Below are 3,156 nucleotides of genomic sequence, written 5' to 3' on the forward strand. Positions count from 1 at the left end.
ATTGATTCAAGATAAACAGATTTGAAATGAGAGAATCTTACGTTATTCTGGTCTTTAATTCCATATGAATAATGCTAGATTATCATTATAAATCAATATCTTGTCAAAGGCAGCAAAGTTTATATCGAGGGACAGCTTCAAACGCGTAAATGGCAAGATAAAAACGGTATTGAACGGTTTGTAACAGAAATCATTTTGCCTAAGTACAAAGGCGATTTAAAGCTTTTAGATGGCAAAAATGATGATAATCAAGAGCAGTCATCACCTTATGACAGAAGCTTTCACAGACCTCTTGATACATCTCATACCGTTATGAATGATAGCGTTCCTTTTTAAATAAAAAGCGGTGTTATGAAAAGCAACAAAAAGAGGGGACGCCCTAAAATAGCAGGGCAGGTAAGAGAAGCCAATGGTCGTATATCACGTGCAAAAGCACCCCGTGAAGCCGTTGATAAATTGGCAATAGAAATGCGTGCAAAGCGCTTCGGTTTAACGCTACAGGAGGCAAAAAATCCACTTTCTGGTACCTATATCGGGCGTCTTTGTTTACAAGGCGTGCTTACACAAGAGCAATATGATGCCGCGCAACAGTACCTACAGATAAGAAATAATTACCTTTGTGCAAAAGGCTTGCCTAATGCGATTTATGATGATGTGTCTACAAATTCAGATCCAGATAGTTTTGAACAATGGGTTCAAAAAGCAACAAATCACTATCAAGCCGTGCAAGAGGCACTAAAAGAAGCCCAATGCCTCTATAGACAGTATAACCTTTATGCAGCGCTACAGTACCTCGTTGTAGAAGATCAAATGCTACCACACCTTGTGAATTCATTACGCGTTGCTCTTAATGCGCTTCAGAAGTACTTTTCATTAGACAATTTTCCAAATAAACTTGATCAACGCTATCGTTAGTATTAACCCCAATATTACTCCAATTATTCCCAAAATCACTCTCAAACGTTCTTTTATACCTATACCGATTAAAACTAATAACCCTAAAATTATTATCCCTATTGTTATATTCCACATAAAAAGTGCAATTATACCACCAATGAAACCACAAATTAGAAGTGGTATTCCACAAGTTATTAAAGCTATATCTTTAATGTTATCTTGTAGACCATCTTCACGCATTGTTTTTATCATTATACATGACATGATAAAACTCACGGCAGATATAGCTAGCAATAGAGCAGCCACTTTTTCTTGTAGATCATTTCCTATAAGGTTAGAATTAAATATTATAAGTGTAGGAATCCATGGAACAAACGTTGGTAAAAATAGTACAGTGCAGTATGCAACTATTTCTTTCCCTTTTTTTCCTGCTTTTTTAATGGCATGTATTGCATTGAATAGCATTAATAAAAACAATGCTATCAAAACTCCAATAAAGCATAAATTTTCTATAATCATTATCTTCTCTTTTTTGACGATCCACTGTTTAGAACACTGCTTAACCGATTCCCTTTGAAATTATCAATATGTGTTATTTTTATGTTGACAAAGTGTAGCAAATCGTATTTAATGACAAATACGGCACTGGTCGTACTGTATCTAAATGAGGGTGAGGTACAGTTCAAAATCCCCGCAAATGCGGGGTTTTTTATTATCTGGAGGGCGTATTTTATGACATCACAAAATACAGAACAGATTTCTCAAACAAAGAAAAAATATAAACCTCCTAAGGCAGGAATGGGGCGTGTCAAAGGCGTTCCAAATAAAGTGACGCGCATTTTAAAAGAAGCAGTGGTTAAGGCTGCTGAGAATGCTGGGAATAAAATTGGCAAGGATGGTTTGATCTCTTATTTGGAAAAGCAGGCTATGGAATGCCCCGCTGCTTATTTAGCGTTGCTTGGGAAGGTGTTGCCTTTGCAAGTGACGGGGGAAGATGGGGGCGCGATTAAGATCATAGGGCGTGTAGAAATTGCTCCTTTAACAATGAATGACGACAAGACAGATTAAGATTGTACCAAAACTCATTCCTATTTTTACAGGAGATGCTTTGGTACGCGCGGCTTGGGGTGGACGAGGGTCTGGAAAGACAAGATCATTTGCCTTGATGGCGGCTTTAAAAGGCTATCAATTTGGTATGGGAGGGATATCGGGGACCATTCTTTGTGCACGTCAGTTTCAGAATTCGCTAGCAGAGAGTTCATTGGAGGAGATTAAGCGCGCCATTGAAGCCCATGATTTTTTAAGGGACTATTACAAGGTTGGGGAGTCGTCGATTAAGTCGATAGATGGTCGTATAGCCTTTCAGTTTTCTGGTCTGGACCGGAATATAGCCAGTATCAAATCCATGGGGCGTATTTTGCTTTGTTGGGTTGATGAAGCAGAGCCGGTTACAGAGACGGCTTGGCAGACGCTTATACCGACTTTGCGAGAAGAGGGCGAGGGGTGGCGAGCAGAGTTATGGGTGACATGGAACCCGTTGCGAGAGAATGCCCCCGTTGAGAAGCGATTTCGCTTTTCAGACAATGAGGCAATCAAGCGTGTAGAGATCAATTGGTCAGACAATCCGAAGTTTCCGAAAATCTTGAATGAAGCGCGGCTTGATGATCTGAGAAACCGCCCCGAGACCTATAAGCATATATGGGAGGGGGCTTATCTTACAGCGGTTCAAGGCGCTTATTATCAGAAAGAGATGTTGGCAGCCGAGCAAGAGGGGCGGATAGGGCGTGTTGCTCGTGACCCTTTAATGCAGATACGCGCTTTTTGGGACATTGGGGGCACGGGTGCTAAGGCAGATGCCACGGCGATATGGATAGCGCAATTTGTTGGTAGAGAGATCAGAGTGCTTGATTATTACGAAGCACAGGGACAGCCGTTATCGGAGCATATCGGTTGGTTGCGTCAGAATGGCTATGAGAAGGCATTGATGGTGTTACCCCATGATGGTGCAACAAGAGACCGTGTGCACAATGTGAGTTTTGAGAGTGCTTTAAATGATGCGGGTTTTGAAACGCAAGTCATTCCTAATCAAGGGGCAGGTGCTGTCAAAATGCGTATCGAGGCAGTGCGACGGATTTTGCCTTCAGTTTGGTTTAATGAAGAGACAACCGTAGCGGGGCGTAAGGCACTGAATTGGTATCATGAGAAATGGGATGAGAAGCGTAATATTGGTTTAGGCGCCGAGCATGATTGGTCCAGTCA

The 3,156-nt window shown here is 41.3% G+C and carries 4 protein-coding genes and 1 pseudogene; 4 read left to right on the forward strand and 1 reads right to left on the reverse strand.

Annotated elements, in window-relative coordinates:
- Window positions 1-93: 93 nt before the first annotated feature.
- Window positions 94-336 (forward strand): annotated as a pseudogene (locus tag ACFIMW_RS08960) (single-stranded DNA-binding protein); the annotation flags it as partial.
- Between the two features lie 15 nt (window positions 337-351).
- Window positions 352-915 (forward strand): hypothetical protein, encoded by a 564-nt coding sequence (locus tag ACFIMW_RS08965; RefSeq protein ID WP_375608855.1) that lies wholly within the window; start codon window positions 352-354, stop codon window positions 913-915.
- Here the strand turns inward: ACFIMW_RS08965 and ACFIMW_RS08970 are convergent.
- Complete coding sequence (locus ACFIMW_RS08970) at window positions 874-1,416, reverse strand: hypothetical protein (protein WP_375608856.1); 543 nt, start codon at window positions 1,414-1,416, stop codon at window positions 874-876. The genes ACFIMW_RS08965 and ACFIMW_RS08970 overlap by 42 nt on opposite strands.
- Before the next feature lie 213 nt (window positions 1,417-1,629).
- Here ACFIMW_RS08970 and ACFIMW_RS08975 point away from each other — a divergent pair, with 213 nt between their 5' ends.
- Together ACFIMW_RS08975 and ACFIMW_RS08980 are read left to right on the forward strand one after the other, a co-directional pair.
- Window positions 1,630-1,965, forward strand: a complete 336-nt coding sequence (locus tag ACFIMW_RS08975) for a hypothetical protein (RefSeq protein ID WP_375617390.1) — start codon at window positions 1,630-1,632, stop codon at window positions 1,963-1,965.
- A partial coding sequence (locus tag ACFIMW_RS08980) for a PBSX family phage terminase large subunit (RefSeq protein WP_375608858.1) occupies window positions 1,946-3,156 on the forward strand: 1,211 nt, incomplete at its 3' end. The genes ACFIMW_RS08975 and ACFIMW_RS08980, both read left to right, overlap by 20 nt.

This window comes from Bartonella sp. AC329YNZD, assembly GCF_042196685.1.
Classification (GTDB): Bacteria; Pseudomonadota; Alphaproteobacteria; order Rhizobiales; family Rhizobiaceae; genus Bartonella.

Bases quoted from the DNA above. Each gene is read 5' to 3' on its own strand.
- ACFIMW_RS08970 (WP_375608856.1), bottom strand. From the start codon at position 1,416: ATGATTATAGAAAATTTATGCTTTATTGGAGTTTTGATAGCATTGTTT.
- ACFIMW_RS08965 (WP_375608855.1), top strand. From the start codon at position 352: ATGAAAAGCAACAAAAAGAGGGGACGCCCTAAAATAGCAGGGCAGGTA.
- ACFIMW_RS08975 (WP_375617390.1), top strand. From the start codon at position 1,630: ATGACATCACAAAATACAGAACAGATTTCTCAAACAAAGAAAAAATAT.